Origin of the sequence: Streptomyces niveiscabiei, assembly GCF_033794345.1 — a bacterium.
Lineage (GTDB): Bacteria > Actinomycetota > Actinomycetes > Streptomycetales > Streptomycetaceae > Streptomyces > Streptomyces niveiscabiei.
In genome coordinates, this window is the sequence record NZ_JARAYJ010000028.1 from 21500 (window position 1) to 44840 (window position 23341).

14 protein-coding genes and 1 pseudogene are annotated in these 23341 nt (G+C 74.8%); 6 read left to right on the forward strand and 9 right to left on the reverse strand.

The window, feature by feature from the left end:
• The first annotated feature begins 163 nt into the window (after window positions 1–163).
• On the forward strand, window positions 164–3871 hold the full coding sequence (locus PV682_RS30820; RefSeq protein WP_319735052.1) for an nSTAND1 domain-containing NTPase: 3708 nt from the start codon (window positions 164–166) through the stop codon (window positions 3869–3871).
• 18 nt (window positions 3872–3889) lie between these two features.
• Here the strand turns inward: PV682_RS30820 and PV682_RS30825 are convergent, their stop codons facing one another.
• Complete coding sequence (locus tag PV682_RS30825; protein WP_319735053.1) at window positions 3890–5359, reverse strand: FAD-binding oxidoreductase; 1470 nt, start codon at window positions 5357–5359, stop codon at window positions 3890–3892.
• 339 nt (window positions 5360–5698) lie between these two features.
• Between PV682_RS30825 and PV682_RS30830 the strand changes: the two genes are divergently transcribed.
• Together PV682_RS30830 and PV682_RS30835 are read left to right on the forward strand one after the other, a co-directional pair.
• Entirely contained in the window at window positions 5699–7546 is a 1848-nt protein-coding gene (locus PV682_RS30830; RefSeq protein ID WP_319735054.1) for a CASTOR/POLLUX-related putative ion channel, read from the forward strand.
• A 207-nt stretch (window positions 7547–7753) separates the two neighbouring features.
• Complete coding sequence (locus PV682_RS30835) at window positions 7754–9091, forward strand: DEAD/DEAH box helicase (protein WP_407705764.1); 1338 nt, start codon at window positions 7754–7756, stop codon at window positions 9089–9091.
• A gap of 194 nt (window positions 9092–9285) precedes the next feature.
• On the opposite strand, the pseudogene PV682_RS30840 reads toward PV682_RS30835, so the two are convergent.
• Window positions 9286–10418, reverse strand: a pseudogene (locus PV682_RS30840) (DUF418 domain-containing protein).
• Window positions 10419–10638: 220 nt separating this feature from the next.
• Entirely contained in the window at window positions 10639–11208 is a 570-nt protein-coding gene (locus PV682_RS30845) for a DUF4232 domain-containing protein (RefSeq protein WP_319735055.1), read from the reverse strand.
• 418 nt (window positions 11209–11626) lie between these two features.
• On the opposite strand from PV682_RS30845, the gene PV682_RS30850 reads away from it, so the two are divergent.
• Window positions 11627–12754, forward strand: coding sequence for a PQQ-dependent sugar dehydrogenase (locus PV682_RS30850; RefSeq protein WP_319735056.1), 1128 nt, complete (start codon window positions 11627–11629; stop codon window positions 12752–12754).
• A 245-nt stretch (window positions 12755–12999) separates the two neighbouring features.
• On the opposite strand, the gene PV682_RS30855 is transcribed toward PV682_RS30850, so the two are convergent.
• Window positions 13000–13374, reverse strand: coding sequence for a hypothetical protein (locus tag PV682_RS30855; protein WP_319735057.1), 375 nt, complete (start codon window positions 13372–13374; stop codon window positions 13000–13002).
• Between the two features lie 311 nt (window positions 13375–13685).
• On the reverse strand, window positions 13686–14927 hold the full coding sequence (locus PV682_RS30860; RefSeq protein ID WP_319735058.1) for a CynX/NimT family MFS transporter: 1242 nt from the start codon (window positions 14925–14927) through the stop codon (window positions 13686–13688).
• A gap of 121 nt (window positions 14928–15048) precedes the next feature.
• Between PV682_RS30860 and PV682_RS30865 the strand changes: the two genes are divergently transcribed.
• Window positions 15049–15672, forward strand: a complete 624-nt coding sequence (locus PV682_RS30865) for a TetR/AcrR family transcriptional regulator (protein WP_319735059.1) — start codon at window positions 15049–15051, stop codon at window positions 15670–15672.
• 57 nt (window positions 15673–15729) lie between these two features.
• Here the strand turns inward: PV682_RS30865 and PV682_RS30870 are convergent, their stop codons facing one another.
• Window positions 15730–18777 carry an AAA family ATPase gene (locus PV682_RS30870; RefSeq protein ID WP_319735060.1) on the reverse strand — a complete coding sequence of 1016 codons (3048 nt, stop codon included), beginning with the start codon at window positions 18775–18777 and terminating at the stop codon, window positions 15730–15732.
• Between the two features lie 103 nt (window positions 18778–18880).
• Window positions 18881–19537, reverse strand: coding sequence for a TetR/AcrR family transcriptional regulator (locus PV682_RS30875; RefSeq protein WP_319735061.1), 657 nt, complete (start codon window positions 19535–19537; stop codon window positions 18881–18883).
• Between the two features lie 67 nt (window positions 19538–19604).
• Here PV682_RS30875 and PV682_RS30880 point away from each other — a divergent pair, with 67 nt between their 5' ends.
• On the forward strand, window positions 19605–21056 hold the full coding sequence (locus PV682_RS30880; RefSeq protein ID WP_319735062.1) for an MFS transporter: 1452 nt from the start codon (window positions 19605–19607) through the stop codon (window positions 21054–21056).
• A gap of 175 nt (window positions 21057–21231) precedes the next feature.
• On the opposite strand, the gene PV682_RS30885 is transcribed toward PV682_RS30880, so the two are convergent.
• Complete coding sequence (locus tag PV682_RS30885) at window positions 21232–21978, reverse strand: class I SAM-dependent methyltransferase (protein WP_319735063.1); 747 nt, start codon at window positions 21976–21978, stop codon at window positions 21232–21234.
• A complete protein-coding gene (locus tag PV682_RS30890) occupies window positions 21975–23327 on the reverse strand; it encodes a flavodoxin family protein (RefSeq protein WP_319735064.1) in 1353 nt (450 codons plus the stop codon). The genes PV682_RS30885 and PV682_RS30890 overlap by 4 nt, the downstream gene beginning before the upstream one ends.
• Between the last annotated feature and the right edge of the window lie 14 nt (window positions 23328–23341).

Sequence of the window (23341 nt, forward strand, 5' to 3'; positions counted from 1 at the left end):
GGTCCCCTGTTCCCCGGGCCGCGCCCTTCCCCCTGGGGCGCGGCCGGGCGGAGCGGATGCCCTCGGGGCCGAGTCTGAGGGCGGGGAGGTTGTCCGGCAGGCCCCTCCCATCACCCCGGACAAACCCCTTAGGTTGTTCTGACTCGCGGGGAGGGGGCGGGAGTTGGGGCGGCGGGAGAAGCGGCTGGAGCCGGCGGACGGGCCCATCCAGGCGTTCGCGCACGACCTGCGGCTGCTGCGGCACAAGGCCGGCGGGCCCACCTACCGCGAGATGGCCGCGCTCTCCTCGTACTCCTCCACGACCCTGGCCGACGCGGCGTCGGGGGAGCGGCTGCCGTCCCTGCCCGTGCTGCTCGCGTACGTGCGGGCCTGCGGGGGCGACGCCGCCGCCTGGGAGCGGCGGTGGCGTCAGGCGGGCGCGGCCGTCGTGCGGGACGACGAGGGGGAGCCGCCCTACCGGGGGCTCGCGCGCTTCGACCCCGAGCACCACGCCCTGTTCTTCGGGCGGGACGCGCTGGTCGCGCAGGTCGTGGAACGGGTGCGGCGGGTGCGGGTCACCGTGCTGGTGGGGGCGTCCGGGGCGGGGAAGTCCTCGCTGCTGCGGGCCGGCGTCGTCCCCGCCCTGCGCGCGGCGGGCGGGCTGCGGGCCGTACGGCTGATCAGCCCGGGGGAGCGGCCCCACCGGGCGCACGCGGCGCGGTTCACGCCGGCCGACGGGGACGGGGAGACCCTCGTCGTCATCGACCAGTTCGAGGAACTGTTCACGCTGTGCACCGACCCCGGCGAGCGGGAGCGGTTCGTGCGGGCGCTCGTGGGATGCGGGCCCCGGGTGCGGATCGTCCTCGCCGTACGGGCGGACTTCCACGACCGGCTCGCCGCCCACCCCCTGCTCTCGGGGGTGCTGCGCGACGGGGGCCTGCTCGTCGGGCCCATGAGCGCCGGGGAGCTGAGGGAGGCCGTCGTGCGGCCCGCCGCCGCTGCCGGGCTGCTCGTCGAGCGGGCGCTGACCTCCCGGATCGTCGCCGACGTCGACGGGCGGCCGGGGGCGCTGCCCCTGCTGTCCCACGCCCTGCTGGAGACCTGGCGCAGACGCCGGGGCCGGACCCTGGACGAGGCCGCCTACGACGCGGCGGGCGGACTGCGCGGCGCGCTCGCGCAGAGTGCCGAACGGGCCTACCGGGAACTGACACTGGCCCAGGCGCGGCGGGCGCGGCAGGTGCTGCTGCGGCTGGTCACCCCCGGCGCGGGGGCCCGGGACACGCGCCGGCCCGCCGCCCGTACGGAACTGCCCGCCGGCTCGGACGACGTCGTCGACCTGCTGGCGCGGGCCCGGCTGATCACGCTGGACGAGGACACCGTCGACCTCGCGCACGAGGCCCTGATCACCGCCTGGCCCCGGCTGTGGGCCTGGGTGGACGCCGAACGCGAGCACCTGCGGGTGCACCGCAGGCTCACCGAGGCCGCGCAGACCTGGGCCCAGCTCGACCGGGACCCGGGCAGCCTGTACCGCGGGGCGCGGCTGTCGACGGCCCAGGACAGCCTGGGCACCGGCGACGCGCTGACCCCCCTGGAGCGGGAGTTCCTCGACGCGTCCGGCGCCGCCCGGGAACAGGAGGTTGCCGCGCGCAGACGGGCCACCCGGCGACTGCGCGGCCTGGTCGGGGCGCTGTCGGTGCTGCTGGTGCTCACGCTCGCCGCCGCCGGGTTCGCCTACGGGCAGCGGCAGAGCAGGCAGGAGGAGCAGCGCCGGGCGCTGTCGCGTCAGCTCGCCGCCAAAGCCGCCGCGGCGCGGGACACCGACGCGGACCTCGCGGATCTGCTCGCCGCCCACGCCTACCGCGTCGCGGACACGGCTGAGGCCGTCGCCGCCCTGCACGCCGCAGCCGCGAACCCCCTCCAGTACCGGCTGGCCGACGAACGCCCGGTGTCCTCGGTGACCTACGCCGACACCACCGTCGTCGTCGCCGACCGGTACGGCGCGACGACCGACTGGAACGCCGGCAAAGCCATCGCCCGCTACCCCGGCGACACGGCGGAGGGGACACGGACCGAGTTCAGCGAGTACGGCGGCATCGTCGCCGTGTTCGACGGCGAGACCCGGGCCCGGCTCGTCGACACCGCCGACGGCGCCGTACGGCAGACCGTCACCGCCGAGGACAGCGACGCGACCCTCGTCCTGCGCCCCCAGGGCGGGATGCTCGCCGTCGGCCGGGACGGCCGGGTCGCCGACGCCGTCACCGGCCGCCCGCTGGCCGCCCTCCCGGGCCGGGTGGACGACCCGGCGGCGGTCGTCAGCCCGGACGACCGGCTGCTCGCCGTCGGTGACCAGGGCCGCGACGCCCCCGTACACATCGTGGACCTCACCACCGGCCGCACCGTCGCCACTCTCGCCCCGCACCGGCCGCCGATGGCGCTGCGGCTGCTGTTCAGTCCCGACGGGCAGCGGCTCGCCGTGAGCGGCGGCGACGGGACGGTACGGCTGTGGGACACCGCCACGCGCACGGCGCAGGACCTCGCCGGGACGCTCGGCGACGTCGCGGGCGCCATGGCGTTCAGCCCCGACGGGCACGCCCTGGTCACCGCCGAGGACACCGACGTACGCCTGTGGGACACGGACACCGGGCACCTCATCGCCTCGTACGCCGGACACACCGACCCCGTCACCTCGGTCGCCTTCGGGCCCGGCGGCCGGACCTTCGCCAGCGGCGACGACGGCGGCGTCACCCGGGTGTGGGCGGCGGCGGCCGACCCGCCCTGGCAGGTGCTGGAGCGGCCCGGGCCGCGGATCCGGGCCCTGGCCTTCGGACCCGACGGGCGCCGGATCGCCACGGTCGCGGCGGACGGCGGGGACAGCGTCGCCGGCGGCGAGGAGAACGCCAGGAACGACGGGGACACGGCGCGCGGCCCGAGCGGCCCGCCCCTGGTGAGGGTGTGGGACGCCCACACCTCCACCGTCACCGCGACGCTGCACGGGCGGGCCGCGCCGGTCGGGACGTACTCCGTCGCCCTCGGCCCGGACGGCCGCACCCTCGCCGTCGTCGACGGGGACGGGCTGCGGCTGCGCGACGCCGCGACCCTGCGCGTCACCCACGACCTGACCGGCGTCGCCGGAGTCGTCGCCCCCGCGGTGTTCAGCCCCGACGGGCACCTCGTCGTCGCGGCCACCGCCTCGACCGTCGAGGTGTGGGACGCGCGCACCGGCGCACACCTGCGGCGCATCGACACCGCCGACCCCAAGACCGGCTCCCCGACCCTCGCCGTCAGCGCCGACGGCCGCCGCCTCGCCGTCGGCTACGGCCGCAGCGCACAACTCTGGAACCTGACGAACGGGGACCTCACCCACGCGCTGGGCACGGGCCAGAGCGGCCGTACCCTCGTCGCCTTCACCCCCGACGGCCGCGCCCTCGCCACCGGCAACGCGGACGGCGAAGTCCTCCTCTGGGACGCCGGGTCGGGGCGCGCGCTGCGCCACTTCCCCCGCACCGCGGGCCTGTCCGCCCTCGCGATCAGCCCCGACGGCGACGCCCTCGCCACCGTCGGCACCGACCGCGTCGTCCGCCTCTGGGACACCGCCGTGGGCCAGCTCCGCACCGAACTCCCGGCCCACCCCGCCCCCGTCACCGCCCTCGAGTTCGCCCCCGTCGGAACGGTCCTCGCCACCGCGTCCGACGACCGCCGCATCCGCCTGTGGAACGTCGGCCTCCACGACCCCGCCGACACCATCGAAAAGATCTGCCAGGCCATCGGCCGCGACCTCACCCCCCAGGAACGGACGATCCACCTCCCGGGAGAGGCCGACGGCACGGTGTGCGGCGAGGAATTCCGACGGGCCACCGGCCCGGAACGCGACGGCGGGACCGACGCCCCCTGACGGCCGGTGCCGCGCCGGTCAGGCGCCGGGGCGGCCGATCGCCTGTTCGTACCGGAACAGCGCCGACGGGTCGTAGCGGCGTTTGACGGCGGTCAGGCGGTCGTAGTTGGGGCCGTAGTAGGCGCGCCGCCAGTCGCGCAGGTCCGGGTCGGGGAAGTTGACGTAGGCCGCGTCGGTGGACAGGCGGTGGCGGAGCATGCGGTGGGCGGTGCGGGTCTGGGCGAGGAGGGCGCTGACGGCGGCGGGCGGGGTGCCGGGCTTCCAGTGGGTGCCGATGTCGACGACGAAGGTGGCGCCGCGGTGCGGGTAGGCCGTCTCGTCGGGGCGGGGGACGGCGCTGGAGCCGCCCATCGCGAACAGGGTGACGTAGCCGGTGGCGCGGGCGGGGCCGGGGCGCCAGGCGCGCGTCCAGTCGGCGACGGCGGCGACCGTGTCGGGCGCGGGCCAGCGGTCGGGGACGAGGGACTTGGACGCGTAGGCGTCGTGCGCGCCGACGGGCTCCATCAGGTAGTCCTGCGCCGACCAGAACCCGCGCTCCTCGACGAACACCCGCGCCGGCCGCAGCCGCAGCAGCGGCTTGAGCAGTCGCCGCAGCGCCTCCTCGTCGCCGAGCCGCTGACCGAGCAGCCACAGCGAGGTCGTGCCGTCACCGGCGTGCTTGAACCCGACCCGTACGTCGAGGTCGTCACCGCGGTCCGCGTCGAGGACGTACCGCAGCTCCTCCATCACCTCCACCCCCGCGTCCAGCGGGAACGTCAGGTCGAACACCGTGGCCCGCAGCCGGTCCACGGGTACGGCGTCGAAGACGAAACCGGTGTTGACGCCGAAGTTGCCGCCCGCCCCGCCCCGGCAGGCCCAGAACAGGTCGGCGTTCTCGTCGGGGGCCGCCCGCACCGTCGTCCCGTCCGCCAGAACGACCCGCGTCTCCACGAGCCGGTCGCATGTCAGGCCCCACTTGCGGTCGTTGAACCCGAGCCCGCCGCCCAGCGTCAGCCCCGCCACCCCCACGCCCGGGCAGCGCCCGCCGGGGAAGTACAGGCCGGCCGCGCGGGCCGCGTACACGTCCGAGTTCGTCGCGCCCCCGCCCAGCCGCAGCCGCCGCCCCTGCGGGACGACCTCCTTCAGCGCGCGCAGGCCGATCACCAGGCCCGGCGTCGTCGAGTACCCCGCGTAGTTGTGGCCGCCGGAGCGGGGCGCGAACGGGACGCCGTGCTTGGCGCACCAGCGGATCGCCGCGACCACGTCCGCCTCGGTCGCGCAGGCCAGGACACCGGCGGGGCGCACCGACGCGTACCGCTGGTTGTCGGGGGTCGCCCGGGCCGCGTACCCGGCGTCGCCCGGCCGGTGCAGAGCCGCGCCCGGACCGAGACCGCGCCGCAGCTCGCGCCACGCGGCGGGCTCGATCCGGGGCCGGGCCCGCGCCGCCGTGCCGCCCAGCCCGATCAGGCTTCCCGCGGCCACGGTGGCCAGTACGCGTCGTCGGTCCATCTCCACGAACGGTTCCTCTCCCGGTCGGTCCGGCCGCCCGGCGGGAACACCGGTCGGTCCGGGCTCACGATGAGGGCACGCCGGGGCGGTCACCCGCCGGGACACCGCAAAGCGGCGGCGATTCACGCGAACGGGGAGGGGCGTCGGCCAAGGGGGGCCATGCGGCGCCCACCTCTCACCAAAGCTGCCCGAAAGAGTGAAGGTGCCGGTGGAACGGCGTGTCGGGGGCAGGGAGTTGGGCACGCTTCGACTCCCGGAGATGCGACTTCGGCACACAGGCACAGCGATCAGGGAGCGGGCGTGGAGCGGCGACAGGAACGGACTCCGTTTCCCCACCGGATGCGTTACCTGTTCGACAGGACCCTCGCCCGCAGCACCGCCACCCTGCTCGGCTGGCTCGCCCTGAGCTGCCTCGCGGTCGTCGTCCCCGCCAGCGCCCTGCTCGTGTGGACCGACCCCGACGCCCCGCACTCCCTGTCCGGCCGGCTCCTCCAGGTGGGCCGCACCAGCGCGGAGACCCTGCGGCTCGGCGCCGCGACCGGGGCGCCGCTGCGGATGCTGCTGTCCGTGCTCCTCGGGCTGATCGCCCTGCTCGTCGTGTCGACGGTCATCGGCGTCGTCACCACCGGCCTCGGCGACCGGCTCACGGAACTGCGACGAGGCCGCTCCCGGGTCCTGGAACAGGGCCACACCGTGGTCCTCGGCTGGTCCGACCAGATCTTCCCCCTGGTCACCGAGTTGATCGCCGCCCGCCCCGCCGGCGTCCGGCACGTCGTCACCGTCCTCGCGGACCGGGACCCGGCCGCCATGGAGAGGGCCCTCACCGGCACCGTGGGAGCGACGCCCGGCGTCCGCCTCGAATGCCGGTGCGGATCACCGACCGACCCCGACGCCCTCGCCCTCGTCACCCCGGGCACCGCCCGGACGGTGACCGTGCTGCCCGCCGAGGACACCGACGGCGACCTCACCGTCGTACGGACCCTGCTGGCCCTGCGCACCCTGCTCCCCGCCGACCACGGGCCGCGCGTCGTGGCCGCCGTGCACGACGGACGGCACCTGCCGGCCGCGCGGCTCGCCGCCGGGCCGCGCGGGACCGTGCTGGAGACCGACCTCACCACCGCACGCCTGCTCCTCCAGTCCACCGCACACCCCGGCATGCCGTCGGTACTGCGCGACCTCCTGGACTTCGCCGGGGCCGAGTTCCACATCGACGACGTACCACGGGCGGCGGGGCCGACCTTCGAGGACGTGGCCCTGCGCCTGGAGACGGCCTGCGCCGTGGGGCTGCTGCGGGCGGACGGCGGGCTGCTGCTCACGCCCGCGCCGCAGACCGTGCTCGCACCGGGGGACCGGCTGGTGACCGTCGCCCACGACGACGGCCCCGTACCCCTCGACGACCGCCGCCCCGACCTCGACTCCACGGCCGTCGCCCCACCCCGGCCCGACCCACCCCTACGGCTGCTGCTCCTCGGCTGGAACCGCCGGGCCCCGCTCCTGCTGGACCTCCTGCCCGGCACACACGTCGACGTCGTCGCCGACTGCGCGCCGCCGGACGTCGCCCACCGCAGCGCCGACCCCGCCGCGCCCGAGACGTACGACGGCCTCGACCTCGGCGGCTACGACCGCGTCATCGCCCTCGGCGCCGACGAACAGTCCGACGACCGGACGCTGCTGACCCTGCTGATCCTGCGCTCCCTGGAGACGCGCCACGTGCCGCCCGTGGTGGCCGAGATGCGCGACCACCGCAGCCGGCGCATCGCCCCGCTCGGGCGCGCCTGCGACGTCGTCCTGAGGGGAGAACTCACCGCCCTCCTCATGGCGCAGATCGTCCACAACCCCGAACTGGCCGCCGTCTTCGAGGAGATCTTCGCCGCACGGGGCGGAGCCCTGGCCCTGCGCCCGGCCGGGCACTACGGCGTGGCCGGACGGGAGACGTCCTTCGCGACCGTCGTGGCGGCGGGGCTTCGGCGGGGGGAGTGCGTGATCGGGTACCGGGCGCACGATCCGTCCGCCCTCCGGCCCTACGAGAGCGTCCGGCTGTGCCCCGGGAAGTCCGAGCGGCGGGTGTGGAGCGGCGAGGACGAGGTCCTCGTCCTGACCCCGGGACGGCCCGACGGACCCGGGCGCTGCGTCCTGCCCGGGATGCGCGGGGAGAACGACTCGCCGGGAGCCGGGGTCACGCCCTGAGGGACGGGGCCGGGGCGGGTCGGCCGAGGAAGCCGAAGCCGCGCTGCGGGCCCCGGCAATCGCCGGCGGCGACCGCGGCAGCCGGCCACCGGCCCTGTACGGGGCCTCCAAGCCGAGCGGAGGCCCGTCACGTCGTGCTACCGTCCGACGTTTGCTGTGTTCCCGCCGCGCCTTCCCCGGTTCGGTCCCTTCGGAGGAAGGCTTTCTGTGAGTGACGCACCGGCTGCGAGCTTCGTCGGCCTAGGACTGCCCGGCGAGATCCTGCGGGTGCTCGGCGAACGCGGTGTGACGAAACCCTTCCCCATCCAGGCGGCGGCGCTGCCGGACGCGCTCGCCGGACGCGATGTGCTCGGGCGGGGCCGTACCGGGTCCGGGAAGACGCTCGCCTTCGGGCTGGCCATGCTGGCCCGTACGGCAGGACGGCGCGCGCAGGCCAAGGAGCCGCTCGGGCTCGTGCTGGTCCCCACCAGGGAGCTGGCGCAGCAGGTCGGCGAGGCGCTCGCGCCGTACGCGCAGGCGGTGGGGGTACGGATCGCGACCGTGGTCGGCGGGGTGTCCATGGGACGGCAGAGCGCCGAACTGCGGGACGGCGCCGAGATCGTCGTCGCCACCCCCGGGCGGCTGCACGACCTCGTCGACCGCAAGGGATGCCGGCTCGGGCGGGTACGGATCACCGTGCTCGACGAGGCCGACCAGATGTGCGACCTCGGGTTCCTGCCCCAGGTCACCGAACTCCTCGACCAGGTACGCCCCGACGGTCAGCGCATGCTGTTCTCGGCCACCCTCGACCACGACGTCGACCAGCTCGTGCGCGACCACCTCCGCGACCCCGCCGAACACTCCGTGGACCCCTCCACCAGCGCCGTCCCGGCCATCGGGCACCACGTCCTCGTCGTGCACGGCCCCGACCGGTACGCCGTGACCACCGAGATCGCCGCCCGCGACGGCCGTGTCCTGCTGTTCCTCGACACCAAGCACGGCGTCGACCTGCTCACCAAGCACCTGCGCGCCCACGGCGTCGCCGCCGCCGCGCTGCACAGCGGCAAGGCCCAGCCGCAGCGCACCCGCACCCTCGCCCAGTTCAAGAACGGCGAGGTCACCGCACTGGTCGCGACGAACGTCGCCGCGCGCGGACTGCACGTCGACGACCTCGGCCTCGTCGTCAACGTCGACCCCGCCACCGACCCCAAGGACTACCTCCACCGCGCGGGACGCACCGCCCGCGCCGGCCGCTCCGGCACCGTCGTCACCCTCGCCCTGTCGGGGCAGCGCCGCGAGGCGGCCCAGGTCATGGCGGACGCCGGGGTCACCCCGACCGTCACCAAAGTCCGTTCCGGCGAGGCACAACTGACCCGGATCACCGGCGCCAAGACCCCCTCCGGGAAGCCCCTGGACGGCGGACCGCGCCCCAAGAACACCAACGCGCCCTTCCGCGGCATCGGCACCAGCAAGGACACCAAGACCGCGAGGCCGTCCCGGAAGACGAGCGAGGCCCGCAAACTCGCGGAGGCCCGCGAGGCGGCCCGGGTACGCCGCGGCGGCTGAACACCCCCGGCAATGCCGGTGGGGGCGGGCGGATCGTACCTGTTCCTGATGCAGCCATGACATGGTGACGGCTGTGGCGTGTTGACCCGCGCCCAACTCTGCCCCGGGGACCATGCCCCGGCCCGCAAGGGCTATCCCCGAGTGGGCCGTGCAGGCCGGGGTGGGGCAGGAAGCCGAGCCACCCCGACCGGACATCAGCGGATGTACTTGGCGGGTTCGGTGGCGGCGTTGAGCAGATACTCCAGAGGGCCGCGGCGGAAGAAGCGGGACCAGATCGTGGCGAACACGATCGCTGTCAGGATGTACGTGAGCACGGGCACCCAGGACGTCGTGGTGCCGGCGCCGGAGGCGGGCCACGCGGACTGTGCGAGGAAGTGGCCGACGTAGGCGGTCAGGGACATGGTGCCCACGGCGATGACCGGCTTCGCCAGGCGGCGCAGTAGCGGCAGGCGGTCCATCGCCGCCGTCGTGGCCACGATCACGAGGATCGCGATGCCCGCGCAGCCGATGGTGTCGAGGGTGGTGCCGGTGTGGGACACGGCGCCCAGCAGGTCCGCGGCCGACAGCTCGGGCCCGCCGGGTGCGCTGCCCATGGAGCCGGAGACCGCGGAGCCGCCGCCCATGGATCCCAGGCCGGAGCCACTGGAGGGTCCCCGGCCTCCGCCGACGTTCCCTACCGCGCTCGCGCCGGTCAGCAGTGTGGCCAGGCCGTAAGCGGCTGTGGCGAGACCGGCACCGAGGACGGCCAGGCGCCGCCGGACGGCGGGGGCGGACAGGTCGAGGCGGGCCAGAGCCATGCCGGTGATCACGAACGCCATCCACGTGATGGCCGGGTAGAGGCCCGTCAGCAGCAGATCGAGCACTCCCACGGTGCTGAGCCGTTCCAGCGGGTCGTAGGCGTTGATGGTCTGCTGGACGGAGTCGCTCAGCCACATCTTCAGAACGAACGCCAGCTGCGGCATCACCAGCGCGATCCCGGCCGCGATGATCGCCAGTGTCTTGGCGCTCAGTCGTACCAGGAGCAGTGCGAGGAGGAAGTAGACGCCGTAGTAGGCGACCCGGCGAGGGTGGCGAACAGGGCTGAGGCGCGTCCCTCGGCCAGGAAGTACACCCAGTTGCCGACGCTGCCCGAGGCGGACTCCATCGGGGCGATGTGCACGATGTACATGCCGAACACCGCCAGCGCACGGGCCAGATCAAGACCGACCAGGCGTCCCATCGTGGGGGCGCCCGAGACTTGCCCGGCGAACGCGGGCGATGCCTGCGGCGGTGGAGCCGCGTTCCTCTGCGGGGCCGACAGTTCCTGCGGTGGCTTTACCTCTGTCATGCGACGAATCCTTCGGTGCCGCCAGGAGGCGGGACATCCGACAGGCTTCGGCAACTCCCCCGCCGACCGGCGGTTGTCGGCCGGCGTGGTGCCGTAGGAGGGATATGGACGGCAAGCCCCCTGTGCCGTCCGGGGAGTGGCCCATCGCGTCCTGATCAGGGAGAAGCCCGCCAACGTCGGTTGGCGGGCTTCGTTGTCCCGGGTACTTGCGGCGGTAGGGTCAGGAAGGCTTGACCGCCGAGACCGGCGTGGCGGTCACCTTGTTGTCGCACTCGGCCCACACCCCGTCGTCCAGGGCGACCTGGTGCTTCCCGGAGCGCGGCAGCCCGATGACCATCGTCGGAAACGCCGACGGGGTCTTGCCCGACACGCAGTAGCCGTCGCCCTCCCCCTGGACCTGGACGAAGGTCAGCTTCAGCCACGCCTTGCCGTGCGGCCGGACCGTCACGGTGGCCGCCGTGCCGGTGGGGGTGACCTTGAGCGGGGTGTTCTGGGAGGGGGAGCCGTTGCCGGCGCCCGCGACCGTCGGATGGCCCTTCAGGACGCACGCCCTTCCGGAGACGTTGGTGAACTCCACGACCGCCGCCCCGGTCCCGGTCCCGACGGGCCGGTTCGCGGCCTGCCACGCGCTGACCTGGAGGGCGGAGGCCGCACAGGCGGGCGGCGGAGCGGAGGTGGTGGTGCTCGCCGCCATGGCGGTGCCGGGCAGGACGCCGGTCACCGCCGCCGCGACGGCCGTGACCGCCGTTGTCGCCAGAGCCGCCCTACGAATGCCGTTGCCGTGCCGCATGCTGTTGTCCCCCTGAGTCGTCTCGTCCGCGGGTTTCGGTCGTCGCCCCCGCGGTACATGAGTGCAGACAGGATGGAGAGCGGCAGGGTTCCGTACGACGACGGCTTGTGACAGAACGGTGACGACAGGCTGCACCCGTACGGACGGCCGCCAGGGCAGACAGCAGCACCTGCAACACGCCACAGGTTCCACCACGCCCCCTGGTCCGGCGCCCGGTGGACGCGACGTTCGGCGGAGGCGTGAACAAGACGACCGGTTGGCCGAACTCCCGCTTTATATAAGCCCCTTGAGTCCCGATAGCCTCACCCGTGGCCAGTAACGCATACCCCCCACCCAGGTTGCGTACCGGCGTGGACGACACCCGCCCGACCCTGCCCCGGGTGAACTCCCCCCGTTCGCCGCCTCCAGGAGGATCACGGTGAAAGTTCACACCAGAAGCTCGGCGATCGTCGGCACGTTGGCCCTCGTCGCCTCTCTCGCCCTGACCACGGCGTCCGCCGGCGAACAGGAGGCGGCGGAGGTCGCCCTGACGGCCGTCGCCACCGCCCAGAGCCCCACCGCTGGAACAGCGGGCCCCGGGGGCACGGTCTGGATCGCCGAACGGGCCGGAAAGATACGGGTGTTGACGCCGGGCGGCGGACTCGGCGCGCCCGTCCTCGACATCTCCGGCGACACCACGACCGACGGCGAACGCGGCCTGCTGGGCATCGCGTTCGACAACGACTTCACGCACTTCTACATCTCGTACACGAACCGCCAGGGCACCAGCACCGTCGACGAGTTCGCCATGCGGGACGGCAGGCCGCAGGCGGACACCCGGCGGACCGTCATCACCCAGACCCAGCCCTTCGCGAACCACAACGGCGGCGACATCGCGTTCGGCCCCGACGGCTACCTGTACATCGCCCTCGGCGACGGCGGCTCGGCCGGCGACCCGCAGGGCAACGGGCAGAAACTGGGCACCCTGCTCGGCAAACTGCTGCGGATCGACCCGAAGGGCGCGAAGCCGTACGCGATCCCGCGCGACAACCCGTTCGTCAACACCCCGGGCGCCAAGGGCGAGATCTGGTCGTACGGCCTGCGCAACCCCTGGCGCTTCTCCTTCGACAAGGCCACCCACGACGTGCTGATCGGGGACGTCGGCCAGAACGCCTGGGAGGAGATCGACTGGGCCCCCGCGAGCAGCAAGGGCGGCGAGAACTACGGCTGGTCCCAGATGGAGGGCAACCACCCCTTCCGGGGCGGCGTCGAACCGGCCAACCACGTCCGGCCGATCCACGAGTACGGCCGCACGGGCGGCGGCTGCTCGGTCACCGGCGGATACGTCTACCGCGGCAAGGCCGTCACCGGCCTCCAGGGCCAGTACGTCTTCAGCGACTTCTGCGACGGCACCCTGCGCAGCCTGGAGATCCGCGACGGCCGGGTCACCGCCGTGAACGACCTCGGCGTCGACGGTGGCAGCGTCACCGCCTTCGCCCAGGCGGCCGACGGCGAACTCTACGTCCTGAACCTCGCCGGCACGATCTCCCGCATCGACCCGGCGTGACGAACTCCGGTCGCGTGGACGGCAGTTGACGTGCCGCCCACGCGACCGGCTCTGCGACCACACCGCCGAGGACCGTGTCGCCCGACCGCGCGCCGGGGCCCTCACCGCCAGTGCCTTGTCCAGGGGTTCCCGAAGCACCCGCCCCGTCCTCCAGCGGGTCGTACGGCGGAACGTGTCGGCGCGGGAGGCGTCGATCTCGCGGATCGTGTCGAGGACGGCCCGGTGGGCACGCGGGTCGTCGACGATCACGGCGAGGCTGCTGCCCAGGTGCGGGCGGGGGCGGACCGGTACGGGACGGATGCTCCTCGACCCCGGTGCGGACCCCGCTGCCGACCTCGCACCGCGCACCGGACGGCAGCTCCACCACGCCCCGCGTGTCCGGCGGGATCTCCGCGTGGAAGCGCACCCGCGCGGGCGGGTCCGTACGGTGTCTCGCGCCAGGCCGACGCGTCGTCGAGGTCGTCGAGCAGCGTGGGGGAGATGTGGGCGACTCGGTAGCCGGGCTCCAGCGCGGCGAGTTGCGGCCAGTCGGCGACACCGCCCAGCGCGTAGTGGTCGAACGAGGTCATCTGCCCCGGGTCGACGGAGCCGTCGGGAAGGTCGAGTCCCAGCGCTCCCAAGGCACATGCCCTCGGCAGACACTCGCTGCTCGATGGCCGCCGCGATCTGCGGCGTGGTCGCGCTCGCCGGCTCGAACGCCACGTACCCGACGACCTGGCTCGTCCCCGCACGCGGCATGTGCGCCGCGTCGTTCGGCGCGGACCCCAGCGTCTGCTCGGCCTGCCGGATCCGCTCCCGCGTCGCGTCCGGGACCGAGGACTGTGAGACCCGCGCCAGCCCGGCGACATCGCGAATCGTGGCCTTGTTCAGCGGGCGCGGGCCTGGACCGGCCGCCGGATGTCCCGGCGGGAGCCGGCCCGGGCCGTGGGCCTCAGCGCGTCACGGCGTCGACCGTACGGGCCCGGCCCGCCGAGAAGGCCACCGTGATCTGGACGGCGCAGGCCAGCAGAAGGACGCCGAGGGGCCAGGTCCAGGTGTCCGTGGCGTCGTGCAGGGCGCCCGCGCCCAGGGGGCCCAGGACGCCGATCAGGTAGCCGATGCCCTGGCCCATCGCGGAGAGCGCGGCCGTCGTGGCCGGGTCGGGGGAGCGCAGGGCGAACAGGCTCAGCGCCAGGGCGAAACCGGCGCCCAGGCCGAGGCCGAGGACCGCCACCGAGGGCCACAGGAGGGCCTTCGGGCCGAGGACGACGCCCAGCAGGCCGGCCGCGGTGAGGCAGGCGACCGTCACGCCGGCCGGGCGCTGGTCGGGGAGGCGCTTGCCCGCGGCGGCCAGGATCCAGGCGCCCACGACACCGACGGCGTTGCACAGGGACAGGGCGAGACCGGCCGACGTCGCGCTCAGGCCGTGGTCCTGCCAGATGCTCGGGAGCCAGCCGAAGACGGTGTACGACAGGAGCGCCTGGACCCCGAAGAACACGGTCACCTGCCAGGCCAGCGCGCTGCGCCACAGCCCCGAGGGCCGCCCGCCCCCACCAGCCGGAGGCGCGGCGGGCGGCTCCTTGCGCAGGGCCAGCAGCACCACCACGGCCGTCAGGACCGACAGCGGGACGACGAGGATCAGCAGCGGCGTCCGCCAGGACGACCCGGTCGCGTCGGCGAGCGGCACCGCCACCGCCGGACCGCCCGCCGCGCCGAAGGTGAGGGCGCTGGAGTAGAAGGCGGAGACCCGCGGCACCGAGTCCGGGAACCGCCGCTTGATCAGCCCGGGTATGAGGACGTTGGCGATCCCGATCGGCGCCGCGACCAGCACGGTCCCGGCGAACAGCGCGACCGGCGACGTACCGCCGCGCACGAGCGCGCCCACGGTGAGCACGACCAGGGACAGCACCAGCAGGGTCCGCAGGGACCAGCGCCGGCCGAGCCCCGGGGCGACGAACGCGAACAGGCCAAGACACAGCACCGGCAGCGAGGTCAGGACCCCCACCGCCGTCTCGCTGAGGTGCAGGTCCGCCTGGAGGGGGTTGAGCAGCGGGGCGATCGAGGTGATGGGGGAGCGCAGGTTGAGCGCGAGCAGGATCAGGGCGACCAGGAGTAATGGTTTGCCCAGCGACGGAGGCCCGGGCGCCTCGGCGCGGTCCGTCGTGCGGCTGGTGGAGGGGGATTCGAGAGACATGTCACCGGTCCGATCTGCGCGTGGGCGTCGTCAACGGGATTACGATACAAGTCGTACTGAATCATTTTGACAGGGCGTCCGGACCCGGCCGCCCCCCGCACCTCACCGGAAGGCGAGTCCCGTGTCCCCCAGCCCCACCCCCCGCACGGCCGGCCGCAAGAAGGACCCGCAGATCGACCGGGCCGTGCTGAGCGCCACCCTCGCCCTGCTGGAGGAGACCGGGTACGCGGCGATCACCATCAGCCAGGTCGCCGCCCGGGTGGGCGTCTACCGGCCCGCGATCTACCGGCGCTGGCCCTCCAAGCAGCACCTCGTCGCGGAGGCCGTCGCCTCGGCGCTGGGCCAGGAGCCGACCCCCGACACCGGCGACCTGCGCGCCGACCTCCTCACCGGCGTCGGGACCCTCGGCGACGCGTTCACCTCGACGAGCCTCAGCCGCGTCCTGCCCGCCCTGGTCGCCGACCTCGCCGGCCACCCCGAACTGCGGCGGGAGTTCCTCGACTCGGTCTTCCAGCCCCGCCGCGCCTCCACCGCCCGCAGGCTGCGCACCGCCGCCGAACGCGGCGACATCCGCGCCGACTTCGACATGGAGTTCGTCCTGGACGCCCTCGCCGCACCCCTCTACTACCGGGCCCTGTTCGGCCACGGCCCGGTCACCCCGGACGTGACCGGACAGAGCGTCGACCTGGTGCTGGCCTTCCTGACCCGGCAGACCTGCCAGGACCGGCAGGACACGGCGCGCTGAGCGCCGTACGGGACACCGGGCGCCCCGCGACACCGCGAGGCGCCCCCGTCCGCGCGGTCACGACGCCGCTTTGAGCGCCAGCAGCCGGGGCGAGGCCCCGAAGACACCGGGCAGATCACTGCGCCCGGAGACCGACAGCTTCCGGTAGACCCGGCTCAGATGCAGCTCGACGGTCCGGCGCGTGACGTACGACCGGTCCGCGATCTCCCGGTTCGTCAGCCCCTCGGCGGCCAGCAGAGCCGTCCGGTACTCGGCCGGCGTGAGCGCGTCTAGCCCCGTCTCCGTACCCCGCCGCAGCCGCGCCCCCGCCGACGTGAGGTCCTCCCGCAGCGCCTCCATCAGACCCCGGTCCCCGCACTCCTCGGCGAGCGCCAGCGCCGCGCGCAACTGCTCGCGGGCGTCACGGGCCTTGTGCATGCGACGTAATTCGTGGCCGAGACCGCGCAGGACGTGGGCCAGCTCCAGCCGCGCCCCGGAACCCTGGAGCAGCTCGGCCGCCTCGTACAGCAGGGCGAGGGGCTGCCCGCTGCGGGTGACCTGGGCGAGGGTGCGCAGCGCGGCGGCGACGGAGTGCGGGGAGCCCCAGGCGCGGGCGGCCTCCAGTTCCGCCAGGGCCAGGCGCTCGGCGGCGGTGGCGTCGCCGGCCTGGGCGTGCAGGGCCGCGGCGGCGCTCCGCCACGGGAAGTGCTCGTGCTGGTAGGCGCCCTGGAGGGCACGGCCGCACTCCTCCAGGTCGGCGAGAGCGGCCTGCGGGTGGCCGAGCGCCGCGTGCAGCTCACCCCGGTGCAGCAGCAGGGACGGCAGGGCCGTCTCGGGCAGTCCGGCGAGGGCCTGCTCGTCGAGGAGCAGCCGGCGCGCCCCCGCGAGGTCGCCCGTGTGCACGAGGATGCCGCCGAGCCGGCAGCGGGCCAGCGCACTGCCGAGCCAGGGTCCGGGCGGGCCGTCGGTGAGCGCGGCGCGGGCCGCGCGGACCGCCTCGCGCAGCCGCCCCGCCCGGTGGCAGCACGCGGCGAGCGCGGTCTCGGCGAGCGCGGCCATGGTGTGCGCGGCCTCCTCGCGGGCGGTCGCGGCCAGCGTCCGGCACACGGCGAGCGCCTCGTCGTGCTCCCCGGCACCGCACAGCACCTGCGTGAGCAGCAGCCGCAGGGGGAGCGTGGGCAGCTCGTCGGGGCCGAACGGCTCGGCGAGCCCGGCACGGGCATGCCGCACGGCCTCCGCACGCCGCCCGCCGTACTGGAGCGCGGAGAGCGCCGCGAACGCCGCCTGCGCGAGACGCACCCAGGGGGTACGGACGGGGGCCTGCGCGGTGAGCGGCGCGGACACGGGACGATCACCGACGCCGGGACCACCGGACCCGCCGGATTGCCCGGGCTTGGCGGTTGCCACGGCCGCGCCGGATCCGCCGAGTGCTACAGAGCCTGCGGCGCCGCTGGGCCCCCCGGGTCCTACGGACCCTGCTGCTCCGCCGAGACCTACGGCCCCCACGGACCCCACGGTTTCAGCGGCCCCGCCGAGGCCCACGGGCCCCGCGGTTTCTGCGGCCCCGCCGGCTCCGCCGAGCCCCAGGGACCCGGCGAGCCAGCCGGCCCCGCCGAGTCCCGCGGATGCCGCAGCCCCGCCCGAACCGTCCGATCCGCCCGATCCGCTGAGGAGGGTGAGCACGCCCAGCACCGCATACGCCCCCGCGACCGGCTCCCGCGCGGGATCGGGGCGGCCCCACCCGTCGAGCCCGGCCGCCAGCGTGCGCCGGGCGGCGTCGAAGTCCCCGGTGAGCGTCGTCGCCATCGCGAGGTCGACGAGCGTGACCACGGCGGAGTCGTCGTCCGCCTGCGGCGAGGCCAGGGCGCGCAGCCGCCCGACGGCGACGGCGGGGGAGTCCGCGACGAGTTCGGCGCGCCCCAGCCGGCGCAGGAGCTCGGCCGGATCACCCGGCCCGTCCTCCAGCGCGCACCGTTTCTGGAGGGCGCGCGCCTCGACGACGTCGTGCCGGGCGAGAGCCGCCCGCGCGGAGTCGAACAGCAGCGTGTGCGCCCACCGTTCACCGATGCGGGGAGCCCGGCGCAGATGGTGCACGACCTCGTGCGCGGGTGCGCCCAGGGAGTGCAGGGCGCGGGCGGCGTCGGCGTGCAGCCGGACCTGTTCGCTCGGCGGCAGCGCGGCGAGCAGGGACGTCCGCACGAGCGGCTGGGCGAAGACGCCGCCCTCGCTGTTGCCGTGCAGGACGCCGCAGCGGGCGAGGACGTGGAGCACGTCGGCGGCTTCGGCGGCGGAGATGCCGACGAGGGCGGCGACCAGGTTCGGGGTGGCGGTGCGGCCGGTGACCGCGATGGCGTCCAGGGCCCGGCCGATACCGGGGGAGCGCTCCTCGAAGCGGGCGACGACGGTCTCGGCGACGTCCACCGAGCCGAGCGCGGCGATCTGCTCGACGGTCGGCTCCCGGTCCGTACCGGCGCGGCGCAGCTCGCGCAGCAGCGCGTGGACCAGGAGCGGGTTGCCGCCGGTGGCGCGGTGGCAGGCGTGCACGACGGACTCGGCGACGGGGCGGCCGAAGGCGGACGTCAGCAGATAGCCCACGGCGTCCGGGTCGAGGCCCGACAGCACGGTGCGCTGGTGGAAGTCGGACACGACCCGGGGGAGGGTGCCCGTACCGTCCTTCGCGGGTTCCTCCTGGGGGGTGGCCAGGCCCGGGGTGAGCGTGGCGAGCAGGGCCACCGGCAGCCCCTCCAGACGCGCGGTGAGCCGGTCGAGCCAGTACAGCGCGTGCCCGTCGGCCCAGTGCAGGTCGTCCACCGCGAGCAGGAGCGGCTGGTTGCGGCCGAGGGAGCCGGCGAACCGCTCGAACCGGTCTTCGTCGAGGCGGGCGTCCGGCGCCGCGCAGGTCTCCAGGCGGTGCAGCACGTCGTGGACCAGAGAGGTGCCCGAGAAACGGGCCCGCACGGGTATCGCCTCGAACCCGTGGGCCCGGGCGGTTCTGACGGCCGCCCGCATCAGGTACGACTTGCCGGCCCCGATCCCCCCTTCGATCAGGAGGCTGGCCCCCGCGCCGGACGCGGCGGAGGCCAGGGTCTTTTGCACATCGGACATCTCACAGTCACGGCTGAGCACGCGAATCCCTCTCTGGTCCCGTTGTCTCCGTACATGCGGTGGCCCCCCGCGCCCCGCGGCCTCGCCTGGTCGGTGCGAGCCGTCGTTCCCGAGGTCCCCGGCCTCAGGGGGTGTGCACGCTCCCGTGGCTGCTGTGCCACTGCGGGGTCGCCACGCCCCTGAGGACGACCTCCACGACGTCCTCCGCGAGGGTCGGGGTCAGCGGCAGGTGGCCGAAGAGCACCCGGTAGTAGGCGGTGGAGGCCAGCATGTCCAGCAGCAGGTCGATGTCGGCGTCGGCGCGGATGTCACCGCGCCGGATGCCCCGGCGCAGCGCGGCGGCGGTGGCCGCCCGGCGCGGGTGGAACAGCTCGCCGAGGAACTCCGACTCCAGCTCCGGGTCGTCGGCGAGGTCCGCGATCAGCGCGGGCAGCGCGCGGCGCCCGATGGTGGTCGTGAAGGCGTGGCTCAGGGTGCGGATGCCGACGATCAGGTCGCAGTGGGTGCAGCCGGTGTCGGGGGTGGGGGAGGAGCCCATCGTCTGCACCAGCGCGCTGACCACCAGGTGCTGCCGGGAACGCCAGCGCCTGCGCAGCGTCGGCTTCGTCGTCCCGGCCCGCGCGGCGACCGCCTCCAGCGTCAGCCGGCCGTAGCCGACCTCGTTGAGGATCTGCGTCACCGCCTTGCGCACGGCGGTGTCGATGCGCTCGTCGCGCGGACGGCCCCGCGAACGCTGTGCGGTGAGTGAGCCGGAACTGTCCGCGCCCTGTGGTGTGTTCACCCGGGATCCCCTACCTTTATGATTCCGTTCCGCATCGGAAAGTAATTCTCTCACACGAGGTGACGTCATGTCCCAGCATGTCGACGAGTTACCAGAAGGACTGGGCGGACCCTCGCCCGAGCCCGACGGCACGGCCAAACGCACGGAGAGCGTCTTCTCCGGCCCCTACCGGGCCCTGAGCCTCGGCGTGATCCTGTCCGTGGGCATGGTCGCCTTCGAGTCCCTCGGCGTCGCCACCGTCCTGCCCGACATCGCCCGCGACCTCGACGGACTCGGCGCCTACGGCTGGGGCCTGTCCGCCCTGATGCTCGCCAACATCATCGGCACCGTCCTCGCCGGGAAGACCGCCGACCTGCGCGGCCCCTGGGCCCCAGCGGCCACCGGCATGGCCGTCTTCGCGCTGGGCTGCGCCCTGGCCGGAGCGGCGGGCTCCTGGCCCCTGTTCCTGGCCGGACGCTTCCTCCAGGGCCTCGGCGTCGGCGCCGTCATGGCCATGGCCTACACCGTGATCGGCCTCGCCTACCCCGAGCACCTGCGGGCGCGCATGTTCGCCCTGCTCTCCTCGGCGTGGACGATCCCCTCACTGGTCGGCCCGGTCCTGGCGGGCACCCTCGCCGACGCCACCACCTGGCGCGCGGTGTTCCTGCTCATGCTGCCGATCGTGGCGGTCGCCGCGTTCCTCAGCCTGCCCGCGCTGCGCCGCCTGGAACGCCCGCGGGCCGAGCGGACGGCGGCCCCCGCCGACCCCTGGTGGAAGGGCCCGCTGGCCAACTCCGTGCTCCTGACCGTCGGCACCGGCATCCTGCTCCAGGCCCTCCTGCTGGAGAACCTGGTGCTGCTCGCCGTCCTCGCCGTCGCGGGCTGCGCGATCGCCCTGCCCGCCCTGCGCCGGGTCACCCCCGAGGGCACGCTCACCGCGCGCCCCGGACTCGGCGCAGGCGTCGTCATCCGCGGCCTGCTGTGCGGGGTGTACTTCGGCAGCGAGGCCTACCTCCCGCTCGGCCTCCAGGAACTGCGCGGGCAGAGCGCCTGGGAGGCGGGGCTCGGCCTGTCGGCGGGCGCCATCACCTGGGTGCTCGGCTCGGCCTGGCAGGCCAAACGGGACGCCACCCCGGGCGGGCGCACCACCAGCGTCGTCCTCGGCTTCGCCGTCCTGCTGGCCGGCGTCGGCGTGATCACCCTGGCGATCCTCACCGACGCCGTACCGGGCTGGATCGCCGTCCTCGGCTGGGCCATCGGCGGCATCGGCATGGGTGTGGCGTTCAACGCCTCCACCACCGACACGATGGAACAGACCCCGGCCGAACGCCAGGGCGAACTCAGCGGGGCGCTCCAGCTCGCGCAGACCCTCGCCACCGGTGTCATCGCCGGTCTCGGCGGCGCGGCGCTCGCCATCAGCGAGCACTATGACGCCGGAACCCGGGTCGCCCTGGGCTCGCTGTTCGGGCTCACCGCCGCCCTCGCCCTGATCGGCCTCGTCCTCGCCCGCCGCCTGCGGGCGCCGGCCGGCGCCGGGTGAGATGAGAATCCCGGCCGGGTCGCAGCCCGGCCGGGACGTGCCGCCGGGTACCGCACCGGCGTACGGCGTGCGTGTCCGTTCCCCCGTCGCGCGCCCGCCGTCCGCCCGGTCACCCCGGCGGCACGAAGAGAGCCTCGCCCGGCTCTGGCAACCGGGCGAGGCTCTCGCCATGCGATCAGACGGCCGTGCAGTGCAGCATCACCAGCGGCGGGTTCGCCAGGAAGTCCGCCCAGAACTCCGCGCCCCGCTCCCGCACACCTTCCTCCGACACATGCAGCGGCACCCACGTCACGTCAGCGAACCCCGCCCGCCGCAGGCTCTGCTCGAACACCTCACGGCGCGGATACGACGTCACGAACTCGACCGGCGGCGCCAGTTGCGCCACGATCCGCACCCGGGGACCGATCGGCGAGCGGGCCACGGGCTCGTAGGTGAACCCGTACTTCGCCATCGACGGACCGTCGAAGCGGTAGCCGGGCGCCTGCGTCAGCACGAAGAACCGGCCGCCGGGCGCCAGACTCCGCCGCACCGACCGGCACATCTCCTCCATCTCGGCCGCGTCCTCGGCGTAGTTGAGCAGATACACGGCGCTCGCCACGTCGAACGGCCGCTCCGGCACCGGCAGCCGCGTCACGTCCGCGACCGCGTACCGCACCCCGAGCGGGACCCGCTCCTCGATCACCCGCGCCGCCTCCACCATCGCCGGCGACACGTCCGCGCCCAGCACCTCGGCCGCCCCCAGCCGCTTGATCTGCCGGCTGTAGAACCCCGTCCCGCAGGCCAGATCGAGCACCGACTTCCCCCGCACGTCCCCCAGCATCGCCAGGAAACTCGGGCACTCCGCCCACCGGGCCATCGGCAGCGACTTGAACCCCTCATAGGTCTCACCGATGTCGTCGTACTGCTGAACACTCACACTCATGCCGGACTCCCTATGGAGGTCGAGGGGACGGAGGTCGGGGTGGACGGCTGCGGGGTGCGGCGCAGGAGGTCGCCCGCGAAGGCGATACGGCGGCCCTGGTGCGCGGCGGCGGCTCTGGCCCGCGGGGTGGGCAGGCCGTCCGGGGCGCGGGAACAGGAGGTGCCGTACGGGTTGCCGCCCGCGGCCTCGACCGCCGGGTCGGTGTAGCCGGGGGGTACGAGCAGGGCGCCCGCGTGCAGGAGCATGTGGCCGAGGTCGAGGAGGGCCGTCTCGGCGCCCGCGTGCCGTGCGGGGGTGATCGCGAAGCCGCCCGCCGGTTTGCCCCACAGGGGGCCCGGCTCGCCGTCCAGTGTCTGGACGAACTCCAGCAGCGGCGCGGCCAGCGCGCCGAGCCGCACGGGCGCCCCGAACAGCGCCGCGTCCGCCCACGCGACGTCCTCGGCCGTGGCGGGCGCGGCGCTCGGCCCCAGCCAGGCCGCGTCCCGCACCCCACCGCCCAGCGCGACCCGCCGCAACCGCACCTCGGCCCCCAGAACCCGCGCGGCGGCTGCCGCCTCCTGGGCGAGGATCCGGGTTTCGGCGTCCTCCCCGTGATAGACGACGGCGAGCCGGACAGGCCGGCGCACCGGCAGCGGGGCCGGTGGTGCGGGCGGGAGGGGCCGGTGTGCCGGGGCCGGTGCGGAGCCGCCGGTCGTCTGGGAGCCCGTCGGTGCGGGCAGTACGGACCGGTGGGGCGGGGCCGGCGTCGCCGCGGTGCGTGCGCCTGCTGTGACGGGGCGTCCGGTGGTTCGCTGGGGGTGCGCCCGGGCGGTGAGGCCGGCCAGGCGGTGCCCCAGTGCTCGCGCCGCCGCGCGTTCGGCGGGGGCGGGGCGGCCCTGGGTGTTGTCGGCGGCCAGGCCGTACGCCGTTCCGCCGGCCGCCCGGGTGATCGGGTCGGCCGGGTCGGAGCCGGCGACCCAGCAGCCCCAGTGGCACAGGGTGTGGTGCAGGGACGTGAGGGTCGCCTCCCGGCCCCCGTGGCGCTGGGTGGAGGCCGTGAGGCAGGTCGCGACGCGGTCGGCGAGCAGGCCCTGGCCCCACAGGGGGGACGTGGACTCCAGGAACCGTTTGAAGGGGGAGGACACCATGCCGTAGTAGGTCGGGGCGGCGAGGACCAGGCCCTCCGCCCGCAGCACGTCCTCCGGTTCGGCGATCTCCTCCGGCCACTCGCCGTGGTCCTCGGTCTCCTCCGGGACACGCAGCAGCCGTACCTCGGCCCCCGCATCCCGCGCACCCTGCGCGGCCAGCTCCGCCAGGGTCCGTACGGTCCCGCGCCGGCTGTGGTAGATCACGGCGATCCTCGGGCTCACGGCGACTCCCCGGT

Bases quoted from the DNA above. Each gene is read 5' to 3' on its own strand.
- PV682_RS30825 (WP_319735053.1), bottom strand. From the start codon at position 5,359: ATGGACCGACGACGCGTACTGGCCACCGTGGCCGCGGGAAGCCTGATC.
- PV682_RS30830 (WP_319735054.1), top strand. From the start codon at position 5,699: ATGCGTTACCTGTTCGACAGGACCCTCGCCCGCAGCACCGCCACCCTG.
- PV682_RS30845 (WP_319735055.1), bottom strand. From the start codon at position 11,208: ATGCGGCACGGCAACGGCATTCGTAGGGCGGCTCTGGCGACAACGGCG.
- PV682_RS30860 (WP_319735058.1), bottom strand. From the start codon at position 14,927: ATGTCTCTCGAATCCCCCTCCACCAGCCGCACGACGGACCGCGCCGAG.
- PV682_RS30880 (WP_319735062.1), top strand. From the start codon at position 19,605: ATGTCCCAGCATGTCGACGAGTTACCAGAAGGACTGGGCGGACCCTCG.
- PV682_RS30885 (WP_319735063.1), bottom strand. From the start codon at position 21,978: ATGAGTGTGAGTGTTCAGCAGTACGACGACATCGGTGAGACCTATGAG.